The 25,276-nt window shown below is 57.9% G+C and carries 24 protein-coding genes; 14 read left to right on the top strand and 10 right to left on the bottom strand.

Annotated elements, in window-relative coordinates; genetic code table 11:
- Positions 1-19 precede the first annotated feature (19 nt).
- Both rmuC and IQ265_RS00180 read left to right on the top strand, forming a co-directional pair.
- Positions 20-1,546 (top strand): DNA recombination protein RmuC, encoded by a 1,527-nt coding sequence (rmuC, locus tag IQ265_RS00185; RefSeq protein ID WP_194050208.1) that lies wholly within the window; start codon positions 20-22, stop codon positions 1,544-1,546.
- Positions 1,547-1,941: 395 nt separating this feature from the next.
- On the top strand, positions 1,942-3,420 hold the full coding sequence (locus IQ265_RS00180; protein WP_194050207.1) for an alpha-amylase: 1,479 nt from the start codon (positions 1,942-1,944) through the stop codon (positions 3,418-3,420).
- Between the two features lie 190 nt (positions 3,421-3,610).
- Here IQ265_RS00180 and truB read toward each other — a convergent pair whose 3' ends face one another.
- On the bottom strand, positions 3,611-4,498 hold the full coding sequence (truB, locus tag IQ265_RS00175) for a tRNA pseudouridine(55) synthase TruB (protein ID WP_194050206.1): 888 nt from the start codon (positions 4,496-4,498) through the stop codon (positions 3,611-3,613).
- Between the two features lie 118 nt (positions 4,499-4,616).
- Positions 4,617-5,267, bottom strand: coding sequence for a peptide-methionine (S)-S-oxide reductase MsrA (gene msrA, locus IQ265_RS00170; RefSeq protein WP_194050608.1), 651 nt, complete (start codon positions 5,265-5,267; stop codon positions 4,617-4,619).
- Between the two features lie 481 nt (positions 5,268-5,748).
- Between msrA and IQ265_RS00165 the strand changes: the two genes are divergently transcribed.
- Positions 5,749-6,456, top strand: a complete 708-nt coding sequence (locus IQ265_RS00165; protein WP_194050205.1) for a GntR family transcriptional regulator — start codon at positions 5,749-5,751, stop codon at positions 6,454-6,456.
- Positions 6,457-6,532: 76 nt separating this feature from the next.
- Positions 6,533-6,820: a DUF4090 family protein gene (locus IQ265_RS00160; RefSeq protein WP_194050204.1), complete on the top strand. Its 288-nt coding sequence runs from the start codon at positions 6,533-6,535 to the stop codon at positions 6,818-6,820.
- Between the two features lie 138 nt (positions 6,821-6,958).
- On the opposite strand, the gene IQ265_RS00155 is transcribed toward IQ265_RS00160, so the two are convergent.
- From IQ265_RS00155 to cysH, 3 genes are all read right to left on the bottom strand, one after another.
- The gene (locus IQ265_RS00155) at positions 6,959-7,702 is read right to left on the bottom strand and encodes an SDR family oxidoreductase (protein WP_194050203.1); all 744 of its coding nucleotides are present in this window, start codon (positions 7,700-7,702) and stop codon (positions 6,959-6,961) included.
- Between the two features lie 190 nt (positions 7,703-7,892).
- Entirely contained in the window at positions 7,893-8,537 is a 645-nt protein-coding gene (locus IQ265_RS00150; protein WP_194050202.1) for a glutathione S-transferase N-terminal domain-containing protein, read from the bottom strand.
- Between the two features lie 111 nt (positions 8,538-8,648).
- A complete protein-coding gene (cysH, locus tag IQ265_RS00145; protein WP_194050201.1) occupies positions 8,649-9,416 on the bottom strand; it encodes a phosphoadenosine phosphosulfate reductase in 768 nt (255 codons plus the stop codon).
- Positions 9,417-9,711: 295 nt separating this feature from the next.
- Between cysH and IQ265_RS00140 the strand changes: the two genes are divergently transcribed.
- From IQ265_RS00140 to IQ265_RS00120, 5 genes are all read left to right on the top strand, one after another.
- Positions 9,712-10,296, top strand: a complete 585-nt coding sequence (locus IQ265_RS00140) for a TetR/AcrR family transcriptional regulator (RefSeq protein ID WP_194050200.1) — start codon at positions 9,712-9,714, stop codon at positions 10,294-10,296.
- Positions 10,297-10,475: 179 nt separating this feature from the next.
- Positions 10,476-11,168 carry a Uma2 family endonuclease gene (locus IQ265_RS00135; RefSeq protein WP_194050199.1) on the top strand — a complete coding sequence of 231 codons (693 nt, stop codon included), beginning with the start codon at positions 10,476-10,478 and terminating at the stop codon, positions 11,166-11,168.
- Between the two features lie 255 nt (positions 11,169-11,423).
- On the top strand, positions 11,424-12,431 hold the full coding sequence (locus tag IQ265_RS00130) for a hypothetical protein (protein ID WP_228037443.1): 1,008 nt from the start codon (positions 11,424-11,426) through the stop codon (positions 12,429-12,431).
- A 201-nt stretch (positions 12,432-12,632) separates the two neighbouring features.
- Positions 12,633-13,568, top strand: coding sequence for a DUF3365 domain-containing protein (locus IQ265_RS00125; RefSeq protein WP_194050197.1), 936 nt, complete (start codon positions 12,633-12,635; stop codon positions 13,566-13,568).
- A 262-nt stretch (positions 13,569-13,830) separates the two neighbouring features.
- Complete coding sequence (locus tag IQ265_RS00120) at positions 13,831-14,562, top strand: toll/interleukin-1 receptor domain-containing protein (RefSeq protein ID WP_194050196.1); 732 nt, start codon at positions 13,831-13,833, stop codon at positions 14,560-14,562.
- Between the two features lie 85 nt (positions 14,563-14,647).
- On the opposite strand, the gene IQ265_RS00115 is transcribed toward IQ265_RS00120, so the two are convergent.
- From IQ265_RS00115 to IQ265_RS00095, 5 genes are all read right to left on the bottom strand, one after another.
- The gene (locus tag IQ265_RS00115) at positions 14,648-15,280 is read right to left on the bottom strand and encodes a Uma2 family endonuclease (RefSeq protein ID WP_194050195.1); all 633 of its coding nucleotides are present in this window, start codon (positions 15,278-15,280) and stop codon (positions 14,648-14,650) included.
- Between the two features lie 111 nt (positions 15,281-15,391).
- A complete protein-coding gene (locus IQ265_RS00110) occupies positions 15,392-16,141 on the bottom strand; it encodes a hypothetical protein (RefSeq protein WP_194050194.1) in 750 nt (249 codons plus the stop codon).
- 114 nt (positions 16,142-16,255) lie between these two features.
- Positions 16,256-18,289, bottom strand: coding sequence for a protein kinase (locus tag IQ265_RS00105; protein ID WP_194050193.1), 2,034 nt, complete (start codon positions 18,287-18,289; stop codon positions 16,256-16,258).
- Positions 18,290-18,829: 540 nt separating this feature from the next.
- Complete coding sequence (locus IQ265_RS00100) at positions 18,830-19,705, bottom strand: PhnD/SsuA/transferrin family substrate-binding protein (protein ID WP_194050192.1); 876 nt, start codon at positions 19,703-19,705, stop codon at positions 18,830-18,832.
- Between the two features lie 120 nt (positions 19,706-19,825).
- Entirely contained in the window at positions 19,826-20,407 is a 582-nt protein-coding gene (locus IQ265_RS00095) for a thioredoxin family protein (protein WP_194050191.1), read from the bottom strand.
- Between the two features lie 68 nt (positions 20,408-20,475).
- Between IQ265_RS00095 and IQ265_RS00090 the strand changes: the two genes are divergently transcribed.
- The 5 genes from IQ265_RS00090 to IQ265_RS00070 all read left to right on the top strand — a co-directional run bounded on the left by IQ265_RS00090 (position 20,476) and on the right by IQ265_RS00070 (position 25,162).
- On the top strand, positions 20,476-20,937 hold the full coding sequence (locus IQ265_RS00090) for a protein tyrosine phosphatase family protein (RefSeq protein ID WP_194050190.1): 462 nt from the start codon (positions 20,476-20,478) through the stop codon (positions 20,935-20,937).
- Between the two features lie 73 nt (positions 20,938-21,010).
- Positions 21,011-22,078: a methylated-DNA--[protein]-cysteine S-methyltransferase gene (locus tag IQ265_RS00085; RefSeq protein WP_194050189.1), complete on the top strand. Its 1,068-nt coding sequence runs from the start codon at positions 21,011-21,013 to the stop codon at positions 22,076-22,078.
- Between the two features lie 88 nt (positions 22,079-22,166).
- Positions 22,167-23,045: a DMT family transporter gene (locus IQ265_RS00080; protein ID WP_194050188.1), complete on the top strand. Its 879-nt coding sequence runs from the start codon at positions 22,167-22,169 to the stop codon at positions 23,043-23,045.
- A 65-nt stretch (positions 23,046-23,110) separates the two neighbouring features.
- Positions 23,111-23,821, top strand: coding sequence for a DnaJ domain-containing protein (locus IQ265_RS00075; RefSeq protein WP_194050187.1), 711 nt, complete (start codon positions 23,111-23,113; stop codon positions 23,819-23,821).
- Between the two features lie 381 nt (positions 23,822-24,202).
- Complete coding sequence (locus tag IQ265_RS00070; RefSeq protein ID WP_194050186.1) at positions 24,203-25,162, top strand: pseudouridine synthase; 960 nt, start codon at positions 24,203-24,205, stop codon at positions 25,160-25,162.
- The last annotated feature ends 114 nt before the right edge of the window (positions 25,163-25,276 follow it).

The following is a 25,276-nucleotide window of genomic DNA, read 5'->3' as shown; positions in this document are numbered from 1 at the left end:
CTAGTTTAGGAGAACCGGAATGCCAGCGGCAATCGGCATAATTTTAGGACTGGTGCTTGGAGCGGGTATTACGGGGCTACTGTTGGCCAGCCGTCTGCAAACCGTGCGGGAGCGGACCAAGGCTGAAATGGCGGGCGATCGCGCCGGCCTGATCGAGCGGCTGCATCACAAAGACCAGCACATCGACGAACTGCGAACTGTGCAGCGAGATCTGCAGGCCCAGCTCGACTACAGCCGCCACGAGCTGCGCGACGAAGCGGCCCGCCGTGCCACCGCCGAGGCCCAGCTGGGGCGACTGGGGGAGTTAGAGCAGGCCCTGGGCGATCGCGCTGCCCACCTGGCCCAAACCCAGCAGGAAAATTCGTTACTCAGGGCCAAGCTGGCCGAGCTGCAAACTCAGCTTGCCCACGCCCACAGCGCTACCCAAGAAAAAATTGCCCTGCTCGACCAGGCCCAGCAGCGGCTGGCCCACACCTTTCAGGCCCTCTCTGCCGACGCCCTGGCGCGCAACAACCAGTCGTTTTTAGAATTGGCCCAGGCTACCCTATCGAGCTTTCAAACCCAGGCGGAAGGCAGCCTGAATCTGCGCCAGCAGGCAATCGACTCCCTCGTCGGTCCGCTGAGGGATTCCCTAGAGAAGGTGGATAGCAAACTGCAGGCGCTGGAGCGCGATCGCGTCTCGGCCTACGCCAGCCTGAGTGAGCAGGTCAAATCGCTGGCCATCAGCCAAAACCAGCTCCAGGGCGAAACCGCCAACCTGGTCAAGGCGCTGAGGGCACCGGCGGTGCGGGGTCGCTGGGGCGAAATGCAGCTGCGCCGGGTGGTCGAAATGGCGGGCATGATTGAGTACTGCGACTTTGTGGAGCAGCCCACCGTCGAGGCCGAAGGCGGACGGTTGCGCCCCGATATGGTGATCAAGCTGCCCAACGGGCGGCAGATTATTGTCGATTCTAAAGCGCCTTTGCAGGGATATTTGGAGTCGCTGGAAGCTCCAGATGAGGCAACCCGACGCGATCGCCTCGTGGCCCACGCCCGTCAAGTGCGCACCCACCTGACTCAGCTCGGGGCCAAGGCCTACTGGGATCAGTTTGATGACTCGCCGGAGTTTGCGGTGCTGTTTTTGCCGGGTGAAACCTTCTTCAGCGCGGCGCTGGAGCACGACCCGCAGCTAATCGAGTACGGCGTCAGCCAGAGCGTAATTTTGGCCACGCCCACCACGCTGATTGCCCTGCTAAAGGCGATCGCCTACGGCTGGCGGCACGAAAAAATGGCCGAAAACGCCCAGATGGTCAGCGCCCTGGGCCGCGAACTGTACGATCGCATGGCCGTGCTCACCAGCCACATGGTCAAGCTGCGGCGCGGGCTCGATGCCTCGGTCAAAGCCTTTAACCAGACGGCGGGCTGTCTAGAGAGCCGGGTGCTGGTGACCACGCGCAAGTTCAAAGAGCTGGGGGCTGCCGGGGGAGAGCCGATTGAAACGTTAGAGGGGTGCGATCGCATCCCTCGTCGCCTTACAGGCGAACCGACTGAAACTAACGATCCTTAAACTCATTTACCTACAAAAGAAAGCTGCTTATCAGTAATACGACAAAGGATGATTATTCGATGTTTAGAAAGTCGTAGGGTGGACACTGCCCACCATCCCCTCAGCAACCAACCCGAACCCCTACACCTGTTTCTCCTAGCCCTTGCCCCAACCAACTATTCTCGCACCTACACCCTTTGCGGCTTTGTCTTGCTTACCCTGACAATGGTCTTTTGGCGGCTCTAAAAAGACGCGGTTTATAAGGGAATCGGTTGAATGTGAGAGAGCGAGGGTTTGATGGCGGGCAGTGTCCACCCTACTCATTTTGAAATATGCCGCAAGGTAGACCGAAAAATCTAGAGTAACCTGCCATAATTTCGAAGCCACTATTATTTTTCCAAAAGGATTCTACGGGTATGCCAGAGCCTAACGGCGTGATGATGCAGTATTTTCATTGGTACATTGAACCCGACGGCAACCTGTGGAACGAGTTAGCTAAAAACGCCAAAGAGCTAGCAGAGGTTGGTATTACCGCTCTTTGGCTACCGCCCGCCTACAAGGGCACTGCTGGTGGTCTCGACGTAGGCTACAGCGTTTACGACCTGTACGACCTGGGAGAATTTGATCAAAAGGATAGCGTTCGCACCAAATACGGTACTAAAGAAGAGTACCTGCAGAGCATAAAAGCGGCCAAAGAAGCGGGCATTCGAGTCTACGCCGACGTGGTGTTTAATCACATGATGGGCGGCGATGAGCTAGAAGAGGTCCAAGCGACCCCCATGAGCCACGACAACCGCCATGAGCAAATTGGCGAAGATCGAATGGTCAAGGTTTGGACACACTTCAAGTTTCCCGGTCGCCAGGGCAAATATTCTGATATGGAATGGCACTGGTGGCATTTTGACGCTGTAGATTACGATGCCAATGACCCCGATTACGATGCTGTTTACTTATTCGAAGGCAAACAGTTTGATGAACATGTAGACCTTGAAAAAGGGGCCTTTGACTACCTGATGGGCTGCGACCTCGACATAGAGTCAGATGAGGTACGCAACGCTCTCCAAGACTGGGGAGCCTGGTATGTCGACACTACTGACGTTGATGGCTTTCGGTTTGACGCGGTGAAGCACGTACGGGCGGGCTTTTTTCCGCAGTGGTTGCAGCACTGTCGGCGGCATGCTGGGCGCAGACTATTTGCGGTGGGCGAGTATTGGTCTTACGAAATTGAGGCGCTGCACCACTTTATTGATGTCACCGGGGGCGATGTGCACCTGTTCGACGCGCCTCTGCACTACAACTTTAGCGAGGCCAGCAAAGCCGGGGGCGACTACGACCTCACCACCATTTTTGACAATACCCTGGTCAAAGAGCAGCCCGCCCTCGCCGTCACCCTGGTCGACAACCACGACTCGCAGCCGCTGCAGTCGCTCGAATCGGTGGTGGAACCCTGGTTTAAGCCCCTGGCCTACGCGCTAATTCTGCTGCGGCAGGATGGCTACCCCTGTATTTTCTACGCTGACTACTACGGGGCTCACTACAAAGACACCGGCAACGACGGCGGTGAATACGAGATCTGGCTCGACAGCCACAAGTGGTTAATCGATAAGTTTTTGTATGCCCGCAGCACCTACGCCTTTGGCGATCAGTACGACTACTTTGACCACCCCAGCACCATCGGCTGGACCCGGCTTGGCACCGAAGCCAACCCCGGCGGCATGGCGGTAGTGCTCACCAACGGCAACGACGGCCACAAGTGGATGGAGGTGGGCCGAGCCAACTGCACCTACTACGACATCACTGAGCACATCAGCGAGCCCGTCACCACCAATGACGAGGGCTGGGCTGAATTTAGCTGTCAGGCGGGGTCGGTCTCGGTGTGGGTACCGAAGGAGTAGGTAGCGGTCCCCTAAGCGAAGTCGAAGGGGGTGGAGCGGTCCCTGAGCGAAGTCGAAGGGGGTGGAGCGGTCCCTGAGCGAAGTCGAAGGGGTGCATGGGTGGGGCAAATGGCATCTGCCCAGTGCAATAGCTTTAGCCTTCAGTCGGAGAATGATTCAGACGAGGGGAATGGTGAGCACCTACCTACTTCTACAGCACCATCTTTGCTTTGAGAATGGGGCCTTCGCCCCGGTCTTCGAGCTGGGCAATGCCCAAGAACTCTCTGCTGGCATCGTTTAGGACGCGGTAGGGCGCGTTGGGCGGTATCTCTACCGGGGGCGGAAACTTCTGCCCCTGCTGCCAGCGACGAGCCAGATCTGGGGAGAGGGCGATCGCAGGCAAGTGCACCAGTGATGCAGCTGGGTCCACCAGCTCTAGGGACTGGGTTTCAACCAAACCGGTCACGGCCTCCAGCGACAGGCTGTGCTCCCGGCTAAAGCCGCCGCTGCGGGTGCGGGTGAGGTGGGCCAGGGTGGCTCCGGTGCCAAGGCGATCGCCCAAATCCCGCGCGATCGAGCGAATGTAGGTGCCAGGGCCGCAGTCGATATCTAGCGTTAGCTCCGGCTGCTCCCCCGGCTGCCAGTGCTGCACCGCGAGGTTGTGAACAACGACCGTGCGGGAAGGCGGGGTGACAGCCCGGCCTTTGCGAGCCAGATCGTAGAGCCGCTGCCCCTGCACTTGAATGGCGCTAAAGGCAGGTGGCACCTGATCGATTGTGCCTTCGAACTCGGGTAGGCACGCTGCGATATCTTCCACCGTCAGGCGATCGGCCGCCTGTTGAGTAAGAATTTCACCCTCTAGATCGTCGGTGGTGGTGGTGAGGCCAAAGCGGATCACCGCCCGGTAGGCCTTGCCCTCGGGCAGGTAGGGCAGCAGACGAGTGGCCCGCCCCACCGCGATCGGCAACACCCCCTCCGCCAGCGGATCCAGCGTGCCGCCGTGGCCCACTTTGCGAATGCCCAATAGCCGCCGCACCGCCCCGACGCAGTCGTGGGAACTCATGCCCTGGGGCTTGTAAAAGTTTAAAAATCCCTGCACGGCACTGATGTGTATTTTAGATTTTGGGTTTTGGATTTGCGATTGTAGCAGGCTACAAACATCTACTCACCCACTTGCCTACTCACCCACTTGCCTACTCACCCACTTGCCTACCCACCTACTCCCCACTGCCCCAGACCTCGGCCAGACGGTGATCGCGCCCGCAGGCCGTTCGGTAGTACTTGTAGCGCACCGGGTGCTTGAGGTAGTAGTCCTGGTGGTAATCTTCGGCGGGGTAGAAGGTTTGGGCGGGTTCGATCGCCGTCACGATGGGAGTTTTTCGAAACTTCGCCTGGCGGCTCAGCGCTTGCTTAGACTGCTCTGCCAAGGCCCTTTGATCGTCGCCATCCACAAAAATTTTGGCCTGGTACTGGCTACCTTTGTCGCAAAACTGCCCTCGGTTATCGACCGGATCCACGTTTTTCCAAAAAACCTGGAGTAGCTGGTCGTAGCTGACTTTAGAAGGGTCATAGACCACCTGCACAGCCTCCACGTGACCTGTTCCCCCAGCAGAAACTTCAGAATAGGTGGGGTCAACCTTGGTGCCGCCGGTATAACCCGAGGTGGTGGCAATCACGCCGTCTAGCTTGTCAAAGGGGCCCTCCATGCACCAGAAACATCCCCCGGCAAAGGTGGCGGTAGCCAGGTTTGGATCGCTCACCTCCCCTGCCGCTTCAGGCATTGAATCGGCGGTGGCGTAGAAGGGCAGAGCATCCCACGCTAACCCCAGGGCGGCAAGCATCAGCAGGCCCAACAGCAGTCTGCGCATCGTTTGCATGGTTACCGTTACGTTTATTCGTTATGTACATCTAATTATTAGCTTACGGTAGTGGGCTGAGGTTCTCCTGAGGACCCGTGCGTAGAACTCGACGATCCAAGGCGCTGGCCTCAGCAACCAATCAGAAAAGAACTGACCTGCCGATCGGGCTTGCCCCCGTCAGGAGACGCTGCGCGTTAGCAACGCTTGTCCGAAGGACGGACGGCTGCGCTCAACCATCAGTACCGAAGAGCTGAGCGCGGGCGCAATCTGGCTTCTGACGGCAGACTTGGCGGCACCAGCGCCAGGCTAAGTTGAGCCATTCTTTAAGTTATTGCGGGTTCCCTGCAGGATTTCTGCGGCTTGAGAACTTTCTCAGCCTCTTTACTGACCGAATTTGTATGATTAGGAAGTATTGCCGTCGTGGCAGCCATTCGTCGTCACGGCAGTTTAATGGGCCAGTGCTCCATCTGCGCCAGAGGTTCAACCGCCTGTGATTTTATCGTCTCCCCCTACTATCAACCGCAGCAAGTCGCTGTACGAGCAGGTCTACCACGCGCTGCGATCGGCGATCTTGACGGGTGCCCTCTCCCCTGGCGATCGCCTAGTTGAGACCCAGCTGGCCGAGTGGCTGCAGGTTAGTCGTACCCCCCTGCGCGAGGCCCTGCGCCAGCTGCAGCAAGATGGCCTGGTCACCGCCGATGTCAGCGGTGGACTGCGGGTAACCACCATTACCGCCGCCGATGCCGAAGATCTCTACGACTGTCGGCTGGCGCTGGAGGCGCTGGCAGTAGCTGGGGCCTGCACCCACGCTACCCCAGAGCAGCTTCAGGCGATCGCAGGCTGTGTAGTTAAGGCTGAGGGGGCCACCGCCAATAGCCACGGCAGCCTTTCCCCCGAAAATCTGCTCGATGTTGACTACCAGTTTCACCACTTAATTGCCGAAAGCTCAGGCAATCGACGGCTGGTAACGCTGCTCGATACGCTGTTTGATGCCATGGCCCTGCTGCGCATTCAAACCCTGCAGCAAAACCCTAGCGTGCTGGATATTCGCCTGGAGCACCGCCAAATTTACGAGGCCATTCTCACCCGCGACCCGGATGTAGCTGTGACGGCTATTACCGATCACCTGCGGGCCAGCAAAACCCGTGTAGTTAAAGAGATCGAGGGCAATCAGCCGGTGGCTGTGGCTAAATCCTAGCGGCCCCACACCCATCCAGCGACGGGGATCGCGGTCTGGTAGGATTTTGAGACTACTCACGTTAGCAGGTTTAGCCATGTCTCAGACTCCTACCACCGGAGCCGATGCCGTCGATGCCGCGATCGCAGCGGGCATTGATCTCGACGGCACCCCCATTCCCACGGCCAAGCTCGACCTCTACCACCAGGTGATGGCTAAGGAAGCCGGTCGGCAGCGCAGCGGTGTCTCTAACTCAATGCGATCGCGCATTGTGAGAATTGGGGCCAAGCACTTTTCTAAAGATGACCTCAACGCCATGCTGGAGGCCGCCGATTTTGCCCCCCTCAAAGACAAAGAAATTGCTTACTTCTACGGCGATAAGTAACGCATTTTCGGTTTTGGCAATGCCCCTTTAGACCAGTTTGCTGGCGGTAAAGTTAACCCCTGAATGTCCTTACTGAAAGGAATCAGGGGCGTAAGCCAAACCTCGATTGGCTATGTCTAACGAACTACAACACCCTAGCTAGGCGGCGACTGGGTCGGCCTCAACCACGTTGGCAGCAAAGCTTGCATAGGCTCCGCCCAGCTGCTGGGCCACGCTGTCGGGAAACAGGTGAAATTTGCCATCTCTCAGGGCGGTAACGATTCCTTCGCCAACTAACGAGGGTGGCTCAGCAATTTGGCCCATACCAGCGTCGTGGGCCATATCGGTGGCGATCGGGCCAGGGTGTACGCTGACCACGACAGTGCCCTGCGCGCCCAAAACCTCCCGCAGGGACTGAGTCATCGAGTAAGCGGCGGCCTTAGAGGCTCCGTAGGTGGCAAAGTTAGCAAAGCTTTTGAGCGAGACCACCGAGTTAAGCTGCACAAAGGCACCGCCACCGTTGGCTTTGAGCACCGGAGCAAAGGCCTGGGCCATCCGCATCAGGCCGAAGACGTTTACATCTACCTCAAATTGCAGGGCGGCGATCGCATCCTCAGCCAGCGGGTCTGCCTGGCGCAGCACCCCAGCATTGTTGACCACGATTGCCACATCGGTCGCCGTTTGGGCCGCTTGTACAATCGTTTCAGGCTGAGCCAGGTTGATGTAGATGGGCACAACCCTATCGCCGTAGGTTTCCACCAGAGGTTGAACCGAGTCGAGGTTACGTACCGCAGCGTAGACCTTGGCGGCCCCGTGCTTGAGGAGAGACTCTGCGATCGCTTTGCCAATGCCGCGGTTGGCACCAGTGACCAAAGCTACTTTGCCGTTTATATCAAAAGACATGGGAATGACTCCAGAGAGGAAGATCAGAACAAGGAACCGGAAAAACCTTAAAGCTTGGAGCTGAAATTGGGCTTAGAAAGGTCAGCAAAAGCTGAGACTTTGCCGAGCGAGCATCCCACTGCAGAAGTACTCAATTGAGCACTGGGGCCAAACCAGAGCGGCAGCCACTTTTGGGTCTGCCAGAAACGGCCTAGGCCACGGTGCCAAACTGGCTCTTGTAGGTTGGCTGCAACACATCCATACCAACGCTCACTGCCGGACGCGCCGCGATCGCCTCAACCCAGCGCTGCACGTTAGGGAACTCGTCGAAGGTCAGCCCCATGTAGGGGGTGGTAGCCGCGCTCACCCAGGGGTAGGTGGCGATGTCAGCAATGGAGTAGTCGCCTGCCAGGTAAGGAGCTTTAGCCAGCTGGCCCTCCATCACGCCCAGCAGCCGCAGGGTCTCTTTTTCGTAGCGGTTGATGGCGTAGGGCAGCTTTTCGGGGGCAAAGTTGCGAAAGTGGCCCAGCTGGCCAAACATGGGGCCAACGCTCGCCATTTGAAACATCAGCCACTCGATGGTCTTGATCCGCGCCGTCGTGTCACTCGGCAGCAGCTTACCCGCCTTCTCCGCCAGGTAAATTAAGATCGCTCCCGACTCAAAGATCGCCAGGTCGTTGTCGCGATCGACAATAGCCGGAATTTTGTTGTTGGGGCTAATGGCCAAAAATTCAGGGGCAAACTGCTCGTTCTTAGTAATGTTTACCGAGTGAACGGTGTAGGGCATTTGCAATTCTTCGAGCAAAATTGCGGGTTTTCGCCCGTTAGGAGTGGTAAAGGTATACAGGTCAATCATTGAAGTTAGCTCCAGAGGTAGTGTTGCTCTTAGGGGCAAACGGTCGTTTGCCCTAGCCAAATTTAGGCCGAAAATTAGGCAAATCTAGATCCCAGGCCAAACCAGCCGCAATTACGCCAGATGAATACCGCACTCTTGCTTCAGCCCGTGGAAGCGGGTGTCGCGTTCATCCCGATCGCTGGCCATCAGCGGGCGGCTAGAGTGCCAATCGCCGACGGTAGCGTAACCCTGCTCAAAGAACGGATGGTAGGGCAGGTCGTGGGCCTGCAGGTATTCGTAGATGTCTTTGGAAGTCCAGTGCAGAATGGGCAGAATTTTGTGGATGCCGTGCTGCTGACCCACCACATCGAGCGTTTTGCGGTGGTCAGTTTGCTGCGATCGCAGCCCCGCCAGCCAGGCCGTCGCCCCCAGTTCTCGTAATGCCCGCTGCATAGGCTCAACCTTGCGGATCTGGTCGTATTGGTTGAGTGCCTCAACGCTCCCCTCGGCCCACAGTTTGCCGTAGAGAGCCTCCATGTGGGCGGGGCTGAGGGGCGATTGGTAGAGCTTGAGGTTTAGGTTAAGCCGCTGGGTGAGCTGGTCAGCAAAACGGTAGGTTTCCTCAGGCAAATAGCCTGTATCAACCCAAATGACGGGAATCTCAGGCACCACCTGAGTCACCAGGTGCAGCATTACTGCCGCCTGAATACCAAAGCTGGTACTCATTACCAGCCCGGAGCCAAAGGTATCGGCAGCCCAGCCCACAATGGCAGCAGAGGTTTGTGGGGAGGCCTCTTTTGTGGGGAGAGCTAGCTGGCCTGAGTATGGACCAAAAGCAGGGAGCCTTTGGGGCACGGCGGCCAAACGTTCTGAGCTGGACGACGGAGCAAGGGTAATCATGCAGGAGCCTCCTTAAAGGCTGCGGTTCGAGCTGTGTTGTAGAACAAACTTAAGTAGAACGGTCTGTCTATTTTGATTATGTAGACAGGTCTGTCTATTGTCAATCCCTGCTTAGGGAAAATTTGATTGGGGTGCCTGGGTTGGGCCTCGCGGTAAAGCAGCCCAACTATCTTGCTGCAACGGCCAGAGAGATTCTGTAGGCGTCAAAACAGATGGTTTAGCGGTGTAACAGTGTTGAGGTAAGGGCTGTTGCCAGTGCTATACTATACAGACAGACCTGTATATCGTGCACGCCATGACTCGCTCATCTGCTTCACGCCCCTGCGCCCGCGATCGCATCATGGCGGCGGCCTCTGAGCTGTTCTACAAAGAGGGCGTCCACAGCGTCGGCATCGATCGCATCATTGCCGAGTCGGGGGTGGCCAAAATGTCGCTCTACAACCACTTCAAGTCAAAAGACGCCCTGATCGCCGCCTGGCTCGACGAGCAGCACCACAGCTGGCGCGAGTGGTTTCAGGCTGCGATCGCCCGCCACGCCGCTGCCTCCGGCGAGTCACCGCTGCTCGCCATTTTCGACGCCCTGCGCGAGTGGATTGAGAAACCCAACTTTCGCGGCTGCGCCTTTATCAACTCGGCGGTAGAACTGGTCGATGCCGAGCACCCCGGCTATCAGATCACCCTCGCCCACCAGCAGGCCGTCGCCGACTACATTCTCACCCTAGTCAAAGATGCCAACCTGCCCAACCCCGACGATCTAGCCAATCAGCTACTGATTTTGATCCAGGGGGCCACCGTCGTCGCCATGATGCATGGCTGCCCCAACGCCGCTGGCCAGGCCAAAGCCGCCGCCGCCGTCTTGATTGAGTCGGCCTCTCAATAAGACTCAACATTCATCCTTAGTGACATTTCTAGGATGGATAGGATGCTCGTAGGGTGCATTCGCGCAGCAATGCACCATGCCCAAGGTGATTCCAGGGACACCCAATTCAAAATCCCCAATGGGCACAGGTTTCTTCAGCGGGCTATTCTACACATAAGCCCCTCTCCCCGGAGGCACCTATGACCGCCCTTTGGCCCCAGGCCACCCTCACCTATCCCAGCTCCGACGGTGAACCCGTGGCCGAAACCTACGCCCATCTCTACGCCCTGTTGGTCACGCTAGAGGTGCTACGTCAGTACGTTGCTGGGCGACGCGCCACGGTGCTGGGTAACCAGTTTTTGTACTATGCCCAGGGCTTTCCTAAACTGCGGGTGGCCCCCGATGTGATGGTAATTTTTGAGGTCGAACCCGGCGGACGCGACAACTACAAAATTTGGGAGGAGGGTCAGGTTCCGGAAGTCATTTTTGAAATGACCTCCGCTAGCACTCGTCGCCAAGACGAAGTTGAGAAAAAGACTCTCTACGAAGGGCTGGGGGTGCAAGAATACTGGCTCTTCGACCCCAAGGGCGAATGGATTGCCGAGCAGCTCAAGGGCTATCGCCTGCGAGACGAGGTCTACGAGCCAATTGTGGACAGCTGTAGCGAACCCCTGGGCCTGCGATTGCAGATCGACGGCGGGTTGATTGCCTTCTACCGGCAGGATACCGGCGAAAAGCTGTTGATTCCTGACGAATTGGCTGTAGCTCTCAAGCAGGAGGCCCTGCGGCGACAGCAGGCTGAACAGCGGGCGGCGGCGGCAGAGCGCGAGCTGGAGAACCTGAAGGCAAGGCTACGCGATCGCGGTATCGACCCCGACACTCTGCTTAGCTAGAGCCCTCCTTACCACTGGCGAAAACTGACCTGACTTTCTGGAAAGCCAGCCCGTGGCACTGAAGGACTCTGTGGTACGGTAACCCAACTCAGGCCTGTACCCCATGAAGCGACCTTGGGCATCCTAAACCAGACCGTCCTTATTTGATTGCAATACAACGCTATGGTGGCTCGCACATTTGGTTGCTTAGGCTCTGCAGTGGTTACCGTGGCCGGGCTGGCTGGGCTCACGTGGGTGCTCAACCTGCCCTACCCTATGATTCGCTGGCCCGTAGCCAAGACGGCCCCGCTGATTTTGTTGCCCAGCTACATCAAAATGGACCACGACTATCGGCAGGCGGTGTCGCTGGTTGCCCAGGCCGACCAGCTGGTGAACCAGGCCACCTCCGCCAGCGACATCGAGCTGGGTGACACAAAAGTCACTCAGGCTCAGGAGCATTTAGACGGGCTGCCCGTGTGGTTTTTGGGCTACTACCCCACGGCCTACTGCGGGTTTGTCGGCTGCCGGTGGCAGTTTACCCTAGACGAATTTGAGACCGCTCGCTCCGAAATTGGTCGTATGGAAGCCGTGGTGTTTCAGGAGCGCAACGCCCAAAACTTGATGCAGGAAGGCACCCTGGCTGTGGAGGAGGCCCAGCAGGCCTTTCAAACTGCCCAGTCTGGGGCCGATCGCGCCACCGCCCTGACCACCTGGCAGCGGGGTATGGATAAGCTGAACGAAATTCCGCCCGAAACGCTAGCCGGGCGGCAGTCGGCCACCAAGCTGGAGGCCTACGAGCGCGACTACCAGCAGGTAACCGGGAATGTGGCCGGGGGCGATCGCTCGAACACCCTCGTCGATGCCGCCAAAGCCTTTGCCTACCAAGCCGCGATCGCTGGCCAAAATCCGCCCCACCCTGCCGCTACTTGGGAGCGCGCCGCAGGGCTATGGGAAACCGCGATCGCCCGCCTCAACGAGATCCCTGTTCAAGACCCTGGCTATGGTCAGGCCCAGGTTCTGCTGGCCAAATACGAGGCCAATCTCGGCATTATTCAAGAAAATGCCGCCAGAGAAGAAACCTCTGCCCAGGCTCTCGATAGCGCCATCGAGAAGAACACCCGCATGCTGGCCCAAAACCTAGAAGACATGGAGCGCAACCAGATCGCCAGCCTGATGCAGGACATCATCAACGACCTGGAGAACGTGCAGCCCGGCACGACCAGCTACTCCAGGGCCAGCGACTTGCTTAAGTCTGCCAATCAAAAGCTGGCTCAGCTCAAGTAGCTCAGGCCAGCATGACTCTGCTACTGGCACTCTAAAAAGCAAGCGTGATAGCCACTGGAACCCTACCAGGCCTATCAGCACCTTGGACACACAGCCTGAAGACCGCTGATTGTTGCCCTTCTTTGCAAAACTTCTGGCCTCTCCGGAAGCGAGCTATTTAGGGGTGTATTTAATCTCGGAGCTCACCACCACTGCCACGCTATGCTGAAGTTCGCCAACCTGCAACTAGGCCAAAAGTTTACCCTGCTGCTGCTGCTCGTATTTCTGGGCGGCATTATTGCCAGCAGCATGGCGCTGTCCTCTGTGCTCAATTACAACGCCCAGGCGCAGCTGACGACCAAAGCGCTGATGCTGATGGAAACGATGAACTCGGTGCGCGACTACACCACCAACCAGGTCAACCCAGAATTGGCCGATCGCCTCAGTACCGAATTTCTGCCCGAAACCGTGCCCGCCTACTCGGCCCGTGAGGTGTTTGAAACCTTTCGCGGCAACCCCATCTATGCCGATTTCTTTTACAAAGAAGCCACGCTCAACCCCACCAACTTGAGAGATAAGGCTGATGGCTTTGAGGCGCAGCTAGTCGAGCAGTTTAAGCAGCAAAGTACGGCCCAAGAAACAAGCGGATTTCGGCGCACCCCGGCGGGCAACCTCTACTACATTGCCCGACCAATCAAAATTACCAAGGCGAGCTGTTTAGAGTGCCACAGCACCCCTGCCGCTGCCCCCGCCAGCATGATCGAGCGCTATGGCAGCAGCAATGGCTTTGGTTGGCAGCAGGATGAAATTGTGGGGGCGCAAATGATCTCCGTTCCCGCCGCAAAGGTGCTCAAAAGCGCGCGTCAGTCGCTGCTGCTGATTCTGGGCATTTTTGTGATTGCATTTTCAGCCGCCATTGTGCTGGTCAATCTCTGGCTCAAGCGCTACGTGGTGCGCCCCCTCAATCGTATGGCCCTGGCGGCAGAGGCGGCCAGCATGGGCGACCCCAGTGCAGAGTTCACCGTCAACTCTAAAGACGAAGTGGGCCAGCTGGCCGAGGCCTTTAACCGCATGCAGATGAGTTTGCAGATGGCCATGCAGCGGCTAGAGCGCTACCGCGAAGGCCGCCGCAACTCAGGCGATTTTTCGAATAAATAGCTGATTTACTAACCTAACGCTGCGTTTAATACCAAATTCTGCCTATGCACGCCCAATTTGTAGGGGCATTGCATGCAATGCCCCTACGCGATCTCTGTTTTGAATCGGGATCTCTTGAAGCGGCTTCGATATAAACCGGGGGTTTTCCTGGTTTTGCTGGATGGCCGTCTCGACTGCCAGCAGTGCAGACCGGATACAATTGGACGCAAACCCAGGTTGCCCGTTGCGGCGATGAAGCTTACAGAGATGCGCTGCGGCCCCTATGACATCTTCTACTTATCAGTACGACGCGTTTATTAGCTATCGCCGCCAGGAGCCCGACAAGACCTTCGCCCGCTGGCTGCTCAAAGAATTAACCGCAGCAGGCTATCGCATTGCCTTTGACGAGGTAGATTTTTCGCCTCGGTCCACATTTTTGAACGAGATGGAGCGCTGTTGCCACGAAAGCCGACTGGTGCTAGCGGTGGTCTCGCCTCGCTACTTTGAGAGCGGCAACACCGACATGGAGGCTACCATTACGACGGTGCAGGGAATGAGCGATCGCAACAATCGCTTCATCCCTCTCATCTATGAAGAGGTGCAGCGCCCCACCTGGATGTACAGCCTCGTGGGGGTCAACTTCACCGACGAAGATCCCCTGGTGCCGCCTCTGGAACGGTTGAAAGCGGCGATGGGCGAACCCCTATTTGACACAGCAGCAGCGGACAGTACGACCAGTGCGCCCCCGCCTCGCCCCAACCCGGCCTCAACCGATGAGAAGAAGCCGACCAGGGATTTACAGGCGCGGCTGAAGCTGATGCAGCAGCTCTCGGGGCTGCCCAACCCACAGTTTGAGCAAATCGTCTTCGCCCTACAGCCCCCCGCAGGCTCAATACCGGGGTCATCGGCTCCGCTGGGCGATCGGGTCGCCGCGCTGCTGAACTGGGCCGAGGGCACAGGCGGCTGCGGGTTAGAGGATATAGAAGTCGTCCTGCAGGCTATTCTCAATGGTTAAACTTAGGCCTTGGCGAACAATACTGACAGGATTAGGCCGCTAACCCCATAAACTTCAAACACTTCCTACCTTTTACTCTGGCCTATCACCTATCCGCTCTCAGGCCTTGCCGAAAGGCTTTTGCAGCAGCCAGTGGGTTTGGGTTCTGCAAACAGCGGGTCAGCAGCTCAAGATCTAGATTTGGCAAAACTTCGCTCTGCTGAATGGGTTCATAGCCAGCGGTTTCAGCAAACCGAGTCAGGGCTTCTTCTCGCTGATGGTAGAGAAACAGGCGATTTTTTTGCCAAAACCACACTTCCCGTACTCCTAGACGACGATACAATTCCAGGCGATTAATGCTGCCACTGGTGACGATTACCTCGATCGCCAGATCAGGAAAGTCCTTATCTGTGCCGATACAGTAGCTCTCGTCTGGTTCACCCCCCGCCTGCCGATCGGGCTTCTTTAGCGTGGTCGAACCCATGGGGAAGTATTCTGTCTCGGTTTCTAAGAAGTAAAGCAGCAGCAAATCGCCAATTCGGGTTTTTCCGCTTTCATAATTGCGACTCGGGGCTAAGATTTCCAGCACTCCATCTAAAAAATGCACCCGATAGGCAGACCCCTCGCCCAGATCCGCCAGTAGGGCTTCGTACTGTGCCCACGACACTCGACTCAAAACCCGCCGTTTTTCGGGGTCATCCAGAGCTATTCGGCTGGCCAAATCGTTTAGAAAGACCATCGCACCTTAACCCCATTCGCTTTCGATATCAGTCTTGCGTATTGTGCTGAGTTCGACACCAAAACATTTTGGCAAAGCATGGGCGATCGCAGCGTTTGCCGTCCAACTAGTCTATCTGCCACCTCTAAATCGATGGCGACCTTGCACCAGCACAACCACCAGCGTAACGCAGACAAAGACAGGCAGCGAAACCCGCAGACCTGCCGCGACCGACGTATAAAGGCGAGGTGATGGCAGGCATGAGATTACATCTGCATTTCGATCGCCACAGACTAAAACCTTCAAAATTGGGTTTCCTACTTGATAGGAGAGCAGTGCAAACAAAGCAACCATCGCCCAACCCCATTTCTGAGCCGAAAAGCACCCGTAAAGCCAGTACCTCAGTTTATCTAGCTGTGCGGGGGCGTTTGCAGGATGAGGAGCCATTGAATCGAGCCGATCGGCTACAGATTTGGAGCCATACCAGTGAGCCAGCTGCTGGCCAGTCAGCCCGCCTGCCCACCCAGCAACAGCCGATGCCAGTACAGAGCTAAAGCCAATCAGCACGGCTGTGCTTGGGGTCATACCTGTGTCAGAAAAATACCAGGGCCCAAAGACAATTACGCCTCCCCAAGCGGTAAGAGCGCTAACGACCGTGACCACTACGCGATAGCGATATCTATTTCGCAGGGGATAAAAGAACAGGCATGTCACGGCACTTGTCAGCAGTCCGTTTATGAGTCCCAACCCTAACCCTAGTCCAGCACCGACTATTCCTGTCCAAATAACAAAGAAGAAAAGCGTACTGCCAAACAGCACTCCCAACCCAGCGCCAGCGATTAGGCCGATGGCAGCACTGCGCAAAACAAGGCCCTTGATCAAGTCGAGCCGTGAGATTGCGCTACCGCCCCTTAGGTTAGGTTCATGATTGGCCACTAAAACACATCCTTGCTGCATGAGATACAGTCATTGGGTGAGCCACAGCACGCGATGCCCCTACTGCATTTGCCGGCAAAACTCCTCGGCCTTTTTGCGATCGGGAATTTCGGCAGCCAGGCGATTGACTAGCTCCTGGGGAGCAAGATTGGGAAAATCGGCCAGGGTGTCGTCGATTAGGTAATTGGCCATTGGCCCAATACAGCGGGTCAAGGTTTGCCGACAGCGGTTGAGGAATTCGGGGCTGGGGCGTTCTTCGTCGATGGGCAGGGTTAGCTCTGTAAATCGAGCTGAATCGGGCTCGGGAAAATCTTCAGAGCTGGCGTTTGAGCTGACAGAACTGCCGTCTACGGCAACCTGAAGACGACTGATAAAGTCTGTGGCCTGCCGTCCGTCTGAAAGCTGGCTGGCCAAAATATCGACAAACTCGCCGGGGGTAGCCTGGGGGTACTGGTCGATCATTTCTTCGACAATTACGCTGGCCATCGGGCCAATGCAGCGGGCCAGCTCATGGCGGCAGGTTTCGATAAATGAGGAATCGTGCAGCTCTGAGGCGGTGCCAGGATCGGCGGCAGTGGGAGACTCTGACCGATTGACGGCCTGCGCCCAGCTTGGCTCCACCACCAGGGGCGAGCTAGGGGCAACGGCGGTGGCCAGCGGCGTTAACCGCTGCACTACCTCAGCAGCAGACTGAAAGCGGGCTTTTGGTTTTTGCTGTACGAGCTGGGTGAGAATGTCTGCCAGGGCCGGGCTGGGGCTGACGTAGGACTGCCAGCGCCACTCCAGAGAATCTTGGTCAATTAAGTCGCGGGGGTAGCGGCCGGTCAGCAGCACGATCGCAGTTACCCCCAGCGCGTAGAGATCGCTGCACGGAAAGCACTGGCCCAGCTGAATTTGCTCGGGCGGCGAGTAGCCAAATTTGCCCACCATGGTGGCGGGCTGGGCCTCGTCGGGGGAAGTCGCGTCGCCGGAGAGCAGCGTGCTGATCGCATCGCTGACCAGGCCAAAGTCGATCAGCACCGGCAGGTTGCGATCGCGGCAGTACATAATGTTGTCGGGCGAAATATCGCGGTGCACAATGTTGAGCCTGTGGAGGTAGTCGAGCACCTGCAGCATCTGCATCAGCCACTGGATTACTTCGGCTTCAGAAAACTGGCTGTCTTGCTGGCGGCGCTGCTTGATCAGCTGCGAATACGGCACGCCGTCGATGTATTCCTGCACAATAAACAGGCGATTGCGCTGGGTGAAGCAGGCCAAAAACTTGGGCACCTGGGGATGGTTGAGCTGATACAGCGTTTTAGCTTCTCGCTTAAAGAGATCCAGCGCCTTTTGCAGATTGTTAGCCGTTTTTTTGGTGGGAAAAAACTCCTTCAGCACGCAGGCTTCGCCAAAGCGCTGCGAATCTTCGACCAGATACGACCGACCAAAGCCGCCCTGGCCCAGCACCCGCTGCACAATGTAGCGGCCGCCAATTTTGCTGCCGGGGGCGACCAGTTTGCGATCGCTCGCTGCATCCAGGCCAGGTTCAGGGGCATCGTCAGCTGAGGGGAGCGTTCCCCCACGACTGGCCCTGGGCAACGCGTAAACGTGGTAAGCGGGCACCAGTTCTTGAATGTTTTTGAGCTGCAGCGGCCCCGCATAGGTAACATCTAAATCGAGCCGCGACTTGACCACGTCGTAGACAATTTTTGAAATGCAGAGGCCGCTGGGGTGGGCTTCGGTTTGCAGGCGAGCGGCAATGTTGACCCCGTTGCCCATTACATCTGACTGGCTAAAAAAGACATCGCCCAGGTGAATGCCAATCCGATGCAGCAGCGCCAGGTCACCATCCGCACTGGCGTTGATGCGGGCCAGCTCTTTCTGAATTTCTAGCCCGCAGCTGACGGCCTGCACCGCGCTGGCGAAATACATCAGCAAGCCATCGCCGGTCGATTTCAGCACCTTGCCTTCAAACTGCTCGCAGAGCGTTTCCATCAGGGCCTGGTCGCGCTGAAGCTGGGAGAGAGTTAGCTCTTCGCGTACCGACATGCGGGCGCTAAAGCCCACTGCATCGGTCAACATGATCGCAGCCAGGGTGCGATGTCCGTGGGTCACACTCATCAGCTCCAAGGGGTACTAAGGACATTGAAGTGGATAACGGATGACCATCTGCCCGTTATCTACAGTTACTTTCAGCCAGTGCACAGCCGTTTCCTGAAGTAATCCCTGATGGCTGACGATGCGGTAGCAAACACCCTTGATTTCCTGACATTGGCCCCCAGCGCGGCGACCCCATCGAGCTGTTTCAGAAAACATCTATCATAGGTTTGATTCTAGCCTACCGATTGTTCCCTCACTGTTCAAGCGCTCAGCTTTGATGCGGTTCTCGGTTGGATGGGGTGCGCATCGGCTGAGTTCTAGCTCCCCCAGTTCCTGACTGGTTAAGGGTCACTCTGTCCGCCTTGCTAAGGGGGATTATACAAAATCCGATTTGGTAAGCCCCGGTTCACGATCAGGAACTCTGTAGGGGCGTAGCATGCTACGCCCCTACAAATCGGGGGTATTCATTCCGGATTTGGTATTAGAGGGGATCACCGCAATGTCTTCACCCAAAGTAAGAGCCGCTATGGAGAGTTTTGCGCGTTCCCTGGCGGCTCATTCAATAGTCAGCACCGCTGGCTGCTCCTTAACGCGAGCTTCTAGCGGGCGCACTTTTTCGACCAGGGCGATTAGCTGAGTCAAGTCGGGCGGCGCGGCATTGGGACTGTAGCCCGCATCAGCCGTTAGGGCCGAGGGGGCATTTTGCATGGCCTGCTCGATATACTGCTGCTGGTTGCGATCGACCCTGGGGCTGATCAAAACCGCGCCGGGCGGGACAGCGCGACTGGCGTGCAGCGTGCGAAACACGCCATCCTCAAACCCACTGCGGTACTGCTGAAAGTCGTCTTCTGATATTGCCCCCGCCGCCACCTGGCCGTTGGCAATCCACTCTAAGGCGGTGGCCGGAGTGGGAGCAAACTCAATTTTTTCTAGGGTGAGGCCATAGAGATCGTACAGCGGTAGGTAGTAGCCCGTAGCTGAACCCGGCTCGCCCAGGGCGATCGCTTCGTTGGCCAGGTCGCCCAGGGTTTGAAACGGGCTATCGCTACGCACCACTAGCATCGACCGCTGGTTGGGGGTACCCAGGGTGGGGAAAATGGGCAGGTAATTGGCTTCGGCGATCGCGATCGCCGCCAGCCCCGAGGGGGCAAACACCAGCGACCAGTTGGCCGCTCTCACCTGCTCAACCGCGCGAATTTCATTAAAAACCGGCTCCAGCTCTACCACCGCCTTGAGCTGTTCGGCCAGGTAGGTCTGAAAGCGCTCGTATTTCTCCAGCGAGCTAGCGCCGTCATCGTAGCTCACCAGCCCGATCGTGAGCCGCATGGGTTGCTCAGGCCCGGTGCTACCACCACAGCCAGTAGCCTGGAGCAGCCCGACCACTACCAGGCCCACCAGGCAGAGTTTGAAAAACCGGCGCAGTCGACTCATAGTTTATACAAACGGGGCGATCAAGAGTTTGGGGTAGACCTCTTAAACCCGTTTTTGCAGCTTAGATCGACGGCTCAAGCAATCCAGATCTTCTTCGTATTCTGTGACGTTTGTGCGACATTAGCCAAAGTAATCTGGCTCGTTGCCCGGTGCCCACTTGATATTGCAGCCAATGCTGGGTTTCTGGTGACCGGGCATGGCTTCGGCAGCTAGCACCGCATCGAGTGCGGCGCGCAGATCTTGGCCGGTCACAGGCACGTCGTTGCCGGGGCGGCTGTCGTCGAGCTGACCCCGGTAGGCGAGGGTTTTGGCCTGGTCGAACACGAAGAAATCGGGGGTGCAGGCGGCGGTGTAGGCCTTAGCAACCGCCTGAGTCTCATCAAAGCAGTAGGGAAAGGTAAAGCCCACTTCCTGCGCCTGAGCCTTGAGGTGCTCAGGGCCATCCTGGGGATGGGTTTGCACACTGTTAGCGCTGATGGCGACAATACCCACGCCCTGGGGGCCGTAGTCTTTGCCAATGCGGGCCAGCTCCTGCTCCACATGCTTAACAAACGGACAGTGGCGACAGATAAACATCACCAGCAGAGCCGGAGCGTCGGCAAAGGTGCCCAGGGTAATGGTTTCGCCGCTGACTACATCAGTCAGTTCAAAGTGGGGGGCAGCGGTGCCCAGGGGCAGCATGGTAGATTCCACCATAGCCATGGGTTGAGTCTCCAGGGTGAATGTTTATCGTGTCTCTATCGTACTGAATCGCATTGGGAGATCTGGCTATGACCGCCGCCAAGTTAACCGACATTCGCAACTACCTGGCCCTTTCGCCCAGCCTGGCAACGGCAGGCCAGCCGACGCCAGAGCAGTTTGAGGCCTTGGCCCAGGCAGGCTATACGGTGGTTATCAACCTGGCCCTCTCGACCTCTGACCATGCCATTCCTAACGAGGCCGAGCTGGTCAAAAGTTTGGGGATGACGCACTTTCACATTCCGGTGGTATGGGAAGCGCCGACCATGACCGATTTGGAGATATTTTTTAAGGTAATGGAGCGCAACCGCGACTATAACACCCTGGTTCACTGCGCTCTGAATATGCGGGTTTCTGCCTTTGTCTACCTGTACCGGGTGCTGCGCCAGGGGGTAGATGAACCCACGGCTCGGGCTGACCTGCACCGCATCTGGCAGCCCAACCCCACCTGGCAGGCCTTCATTGACGAGGCGCTGGCGCAGAAGGCGGTTTAGTTAGCCGTCGTTTTTTCGGTGGACGACGGCGACGCTGGTTGACACAATGGCCCTATGAATTGGGGCACTACCCATGCAAATGACCTTGAGCTTTGTTCCCTCCGCAACCGAAATGGAGGCGGCCTTTTATAGCAAAGATGGTCGCTACGACGGCCTGTTTTTTGTGGCGGTACGCACCACCGGCATTTTTTGTCGGCCCTCGTGCTCGTCGTGCCCCAAGCGCGAGAATGTGGAGTTTTTTCTGTCGCTGCGGGAGGCTGTGGTGGCTGGGTATCGGCCCTGCAAGCGCTGCCGCCCCGAAGCCAGCCTGGAGCAGCCGCCCGCCTGGGTGAGTCAGCTGATAGAGCGGGTTGAGGCCCAGGCGGGTCAAAAGCTTTCGACGCAGGATTGGCAGCAGCTGGGTATTACCCCCGAGCGGGCGCGGCGGTGGTTCAAAGACCACTACGGCATGACCTTTGCCGACTGGTGCCGATCGCGGCGATTGGCTGGGGCCTTCACCCAAATTCGCGAGGGTGAACCACTGGATGAGGTGGTGTTTGCCCACGGCTACGACTCCTACAGCGGCTTTCGAGACGCCTTTACCAAGACCTTTGGGGTGCCGCCGGGCCAGACCGATGGCCAGCGCTATATTGCCGTGGAGCTGATCGAAACGCCGTTGGGGCTAATGGTAGCGGGAGCCGTAGACGAGGGGCTGTGCCTGCTAGAATACTGCGATCGCCGCAGTTTAGAACGCCACTATGACACCCTGCGCCAGCGGTTTGACAGTGCGGTACTGCCGGTCAGCCATCCCCATTTAGACGCGCTAAGAACCGAGCTAGGGGAGTATTTTGTGGGCGATCGCACCGTTTTTTCCATGCCCCTCGCCCTCCAGGGCACTCCGTTTCAAACAACGGTCTGGGAGGAGCTGCAGCGCATTCCCCACGGTGAGACTATTGCCTACGACGAACTGGCCCGGCGCATTGGCCAGCCCACGGCCACGCGGGCGGTAGCACGGGCCAACGGCACCAACCGCATCAGCATTGTGGTGCCTTGCCACCGGGTAATTGGCAAAGACGGTTCGCTGACGGGCTATGGGGGTGGGCTGTGGCGCAAACGGCTGCTGCTGGAGCTAGAGCGGACAGGGCAACTGCCGGGGCGGTAGCGGCAAATTTTGGGTTTTGGGCTTGTAGTGAGCTTGTCGAACTATTGGCGAGTTGGCTCGCATTGTTTTGCAGCAAAGAGGCAGCGGAATGAAACGGTGGCAGGCGGTGGCGGAGTTTGTTTTGCTGGCCGCCGTTTGGGGCGGCTCGTTTTTGTTTATGCGGGTGGCGGCTCCGGAGTTTGGCCCAGTGTGGCTAATTGAGCTGCGGCTGGTGCTGGCGAGCGCGGTGCTGGTGCCTTTGGTGATGCGGCAGGGAAAATGGCAGGTTGGTCTGACCCTCTGGCGGCCTCTACTGGTGGTGGGGGTGCTTAACTCGGCGCTGCCCTTTGTGCTGCTGGCCTACGCCACCCTGACCCTACCGGCAGGGTTGACCTCGATTTTGAATGCCACCGCTCCGCTGTTTGGCACAGCGATCGCCTTGATCTGGCTGCGGGAGCGCTACTCAGTGGCGCAGTTCGCAGGCTTAGCGACTGGGTTTGTGGGGGTAGTGGTGCTGCTGGGCTGGCAGCCAACGCTGGATACCAGTGGCTATGGGCTGGCAATGGTGGCCGGACTGAGCGCGGCCTGCTGCTATGCGATCGCGGCTCCCTACGTGCGCCATCACCTGGCTGAGGTGCCGTCTCTGGTGATTGCGGCTGGCAGCCTGGCAGGGGCCTCGCTAGTGCTGCTGCCGCTGCTGCCGTTTACAACTCCTGAGGCCATGCCCTCGGCCCAGAGTGTGGCGGCGGTCGTGGCCTTGGCCCTGCTGTCTACGGCCCTGGCCTACCTGCTGTACTTTCGGCTGATTGCTCACCTGGGCTCGACCCGAGCGCTGACGGTGGGCTACCTGATTCCGCTATTTGCCATGGTGTGGGGGGTGCTGTGGCTGGGCGAAACGGTCACCGCTTCGATGGGGCTGGGCTGCGGGCTGGTGCTGCTGGGTACCGCGATCGCCAACCGTCCCGTGAAGCTGCCGTCCAAAATCTAAAATCCGCAATTTCCCCACCCCCTCCCACCCTCGCCTCTGCTGCCGGTCTCTTTTACAATGACCCTATGGCAAAAGAGACCCACTACCAAACCCTCGACGTTAACGAAACGGCGACCCAGGCGGAGATCAAGCGCGCCTATCGTCGGCTTGCGAAGCAGTACCACCCCGACAGTCAGAGCGATCAGGCGTCGCACGATCGCATCGCCCGCATCAACACGGCCTATGAGGTGATTGGTGACCCGTCGCGGCGCACGGTTTATGACCAGCAGCGTCAGGGTGTGGCGGCGGTGGATCCAGTAACGAGTGCTGCTAACCGGGCCAAGCGCACAGCCGACGCGCAGGAGGCGTATCGCTATGCGCGGGAGGCTACGCAGTCGTCTGAGGCGAGAGAAGATGCCTGGTTGAAGTTAGTGTATGGCCCGGTGGACAGGCTGCTGGGCAAAATTATGTCGCCGCTGAGGGCAGAGATTCGCAAGCTCTCGGCTGACCCCTTTGACGATGAGCTGATGGAGGGGTTTATGGCGTATTTAGAGCAGGGGCGCACGTGGTTGGGGCAGGCCCAGGGCAAGTTTAATTCGATGGCGAACCCGGCGAGTACGGCGGGGGTGGCGGCTGATTTGTACCACTGTCTGGGGCTGCTGGAGGATGGGTTGGATGAGCTGGATCGCTTCACGATGAGCTATGAGGAGAGCTACATCCATACCGGGACGGAGCTGTTTCGGCGGGTGAAGCAGATTCGGGCGGAGGCGAAGGAGCGGGTGAAGCGGTTGGTATAGGGTACGTCCCGTAGGGGCAAACGGTTGTTTGCCCTCACTAGGTTGTTGCTATCTACAGCTTCTTGGATGGTAGTAAGGAGCAGGGTGGGCACTGCCCACCAGCCCTACATCAATGTCATTCTCGCGTAGATGATAATTAGCGGGAGATGGTGTTCAAAACCAAACCTGCCGCTGGGGACATTTCGATTGTCCCCAGACCCCCTCGACCAGGGCCGTGCCGCCGCCCTGGACCCAACGGAAAGGATGGATCGATGGGCCAGTTTAAACCTCTGTTCTGCGAATGGGTCTGTAGGTAACTGCGATCGACCTTAACCATCAACCCGTAGGGTGCATCCGCTCGGCGATGCACCATCCCAAGAGATTCGCCACAACGAAACAGATATGAACCAAGGATGGGTTTACACCGATCGCATCACTCCCACCGAAGCAAATCTTTCGGTACTAGATTTTTACAGCAATCGCTATCGCCACTCTAGTCGGGCAGAATGGCGCGATCGCATCCTCTCTGGGCAAATTCGTCTGAATGGTGACACTGTCTCCCCAGACGATTATCTTCATGCAGGGCACACCCTGACCTACCACCGCCCGCCGTGGCAAGAGCCAGAGGTGCCGCTGGGGTTTGAGGTGCTGTATGAGGATGGGGACGTGGTGGCGATCGCTAAGCCTGCGGGTCTGCCGGTGCTGCCGGGGGGCAACTTTCTGGCCCATACGCTGCTGCACCAGCTCAGGCTGCGCTATCCAGAGAACCCGCCCATTCCGGTGCATCGGCTGGGGCGGGGCACATCGGGGGTAATGGTGCTGGGCAGGTCGCCCCTGGCACGCTCCGTGCTCAGTCGTCAACTGCGAGATTCTACTGCCACTGCCCACAATCCCCAGGCAGCGCACCCGATTCGTAAAACCTACCGGGCGCTGATTGGGGCCAGCAATTTGCCCGCTGCGTTCACTCTCACAACCCCTATCGGCAAGGTCGATCATCCAGCGCTGGGGTATGTGTATGCAGCCTCACCCACTGGTCTACCGGCCTACAGCGAGGGGATCGTTATACAACGCACCACCGATTCCACCCTGGTAGAAGTCACCATTCGCACCGGGCGACCTCACCAAATTCGCATTCACCTGGCGACGGCGGGGTTTCCGTTACTGGGCGACCCCCTCTATGGAGTGGGCGGCATTCCCCTCATCGTCGAACCCGCCGCCGATGGCACAGTTCCCGTCCCTGGCGACATTGGCTATCATCTGCACGCCTACCGGCTAGAGCTGCCCCACCCCCGCACCCAGGAGCCTTTGCAAATCGTCTGTCCTGCCCCCCCTGCATTACAGGCTCCTGAGCCAAAGTTTTAGGTTATGGATAACTCTGCCTAGTACCGCTGCGCGGAGTTCAAAATGCAAGGTTCAAAATCAAAAATTGCTAGTGCGTCAGTTTAGTTGGGCAAACGCCGTTTGCCCCTATACGAG

Origin of the sequence: Nodosilinea sp. LEGE 06152 (genome assembly GCF_015207525.1) — a bacterium.
Taxonomy (GTDB): Bacteria; Cyanobacteriota; Cyanobacteriia; order Phormidesmidales; family Phormidesmidaceae; genus Nodosilinea.
The sequence above is the reverse complement of the archived record's forward strand: the minus strand, read 5'-3'. Positions and strand labels throughout refer to the sequence as shown.